Annotated in this window: 2 protein-coding genes and 1 riboswitch; both genes read right to left on the reverse strand. The window is 67.5% G+C overall.

Annotated features, from left to right (window positions below):
- Positions 1–147: 147 nt before the first annotated feature.
- Complete coding sequence (locus ACOADB_RS13750; protein ID WP_378599515.1) at positions 148–1,710, reverse strand: amino acid permease; 1,563 nt, start codon at positions 1,708–1,710, stop codon at positions 148–150.
- A gap of 53 nt (positions 1,711–1,763) precedes the next feature.
- Positions 1,764–1,874, reverse strand: a riboswitch (guanidine-I (ykkC/yxkD leader).
- Between the two features lie 108 nt (positions 1,875–1,982).
- Positions 1,983–2,228: nuclear transport factor 2 family protein (locus tag ACOADB_RS13755; RefSeq protein WP_378599518.1), on the reverse strand; the 246-nt coding region annotated here is incomplete at its 5' end.

Here is a 2,228-nt window from a genome sequence, read left to right on the forward strand (position 1 = left end):
GGACGTTCAGCCGGTCGAGGCGGTCCGGACCGAACAGCAGTGTGGTCACGCACGCCTCGTCGCCCAGGGCAGTGAGCGTCACCTGGCGACCGGCGCGGATCGCGAACGACCAGGCCGCGCCGCCCGGGACCTCATGGGTGAAGCTGCTCATGCCTCCTCCTCAGCGGTGCGCAGGCCCGGGAGGGCGAACGAGAAGGACGGCACGGCCTCACCGAGGCTGCGGTGGTAGTCCTTGCGCTGTACGGCGTACGCCGCGACTCCGCCGAGACCGACCACGGCGAGCGTGATCAGCGGCAGGTAGTGGAGGTACCAGCCCTCGCCGGCGGGGTCGTAGACCTCCGCTCGCGGCATGGCCAGGTTGATCGCCATGGCGATCCCGTAGACGACCGCGATGGCGTTGACGAGGATGCCGAACCGTCCGAGCGAGAAGAGCTTCTTGCCGTTCTCGTCGAGGCCGTCGAGCAGGGGAGTACCGGTGATGCGGCGGTAGAGCAGCGGCGCCGTCACGAGCAGGTAGGCGATGTAGAGGAGCATGATGCAGACACTCGCCAGGCCGAGGAAGAGACCGGCGTTGCCGACGTTCACCACGAGGCAGAGACCGGCCAGGACGCCCGGCACGATCGTGGCCAGCACGGGCGTGCCGGTCTTGTCGGAGACCTTCGCGAGCTGCTTCGAGTACGGCAGCACGTTGTCGCGGGCCATCGAGTAGATCATCCGGGCGGCGGCCGTCTGGATGGCGAGCGTGCACACGCAGACGGCGAAGGCGACGTCGAGCAGCAGTAGCTTGCCGGTCGTCGTACCGAGCTGGCTGGTCAGGACGTAGGGGAGGCCCTGCAGGCCGAGGTTGCCGTCGGTGACGCTGGGGGCGGCCATCAGCGCGGCGATGATCAGGAACGCGCCACCGAGTCCGGAGGCAACGACCGCGCGAATGATCGTGCGAGGCGTGGTGGCCCGCGGCTTGTGGGTCTCCTCGGAGAGCTCGCCTGCGGCGTCGAAGCCGACGAGCACGTACGCCGCCATCAGCGCCGAGATCAACAGCGGGACAACGTAGCCGGTGGTGTTGTCGAGGTTCGTCGTGTGGAGGACGACCGACGGCCCGCGCTCGGCGTGGCCGAACAGGAGGATCACCAGCAGGACGATGCCGACCAGCTCACACGTGACACCGATCGAGTTGACGATCGCGGTGATCCGCACGCTGACCGCGTTGAGGGTCGTCGTGACGACGAGCAGGATCACGCCGAGGAGTACGGCGTTGCTGGCGCCCGACTTCGACGAGAGGGTCGGGTCGCTGCCGATGAGCTGGAAGCCGCCCCACACGGCGGGGAGCACGACCTGGAGCGCGATGGCTGCAGCAGCCACCGTGATGATCTGTGCGATCACCATCGTCCAGCCGGCGAACCAGCCGACGATCGATCCGCCGAGTCGCCGTGACCACTGATAGATGGCGCCGGACAGGGGATAGCGGGCCGCGAGCTCTGCGAAGCAGAGGGCGACCATGAGCTGACCGGCGAAGACCGCGGGCCAGGTCCAGAAGAACGCCGTACCGCCGAAGCTGAAGCCGAGGCCGAACAGCTGGAAGACGGTGGTCAGGATCGAGACGAAGGAGAAGCCGGCAGCGAACGACGCATAGCTGCCGACGCGCCGGGAGAGCTGTTGGGTGTAGCCGAACGTGCCGAGATCTACGGCGCTTGAGTCGGGAGATGTGGACAACTGTGCCTCCGATGGGTAGGCCCAGAACGCGCACGGCAACTCGGGGCCAGTCGGCCTCCCGGGCTTTTGTCCCGCCGTGGAACGGTCGTACATCCCTGTGCGACCGCCTCCCCTCTCGGACCAGGCCCTCCGTTGCCGGAGACGGAACCCTAGGGGCGCCCCGCCGATGTCAGCGGGTCGGGAACAGTTCAGACGGCCGTGGTTTCACCGCGACGCTTGTCGAGTAACGGTTCTGTTTCCAGTCGCTCACGTGTGAGGCGCGCACCGGAGGTTCAGATGGACAGGTCTGCAATGAGCCCGTCGGCCAGGGTGAACCGCTGGTCCAGGTCGACGACTCCGCCAGGAAAGTCGCCCTCGAGGTGCGTGGAGACGACGTACTCCTGATCGCCCGCCGGCTCGACCCGGGTGATCTCCGACGTATAGGTGAACCGGGACGCCACACCCTCGCGCCAGCCTCGGATCTCAGCGATGCCTTCGTAGTCGTGGCTCTCGTCGCGGACATGGGCGTCGGGCTGGAA

Source organism: Nocardioides sp. CPCC 206348 (assembly GCF_048654705.1).
Classification (GTDB): domain Bacteria; phylum Actinomycetota; class Actinomycetes; order Propionibacteriales; family Nocardioidaceae; genus Nocardioides.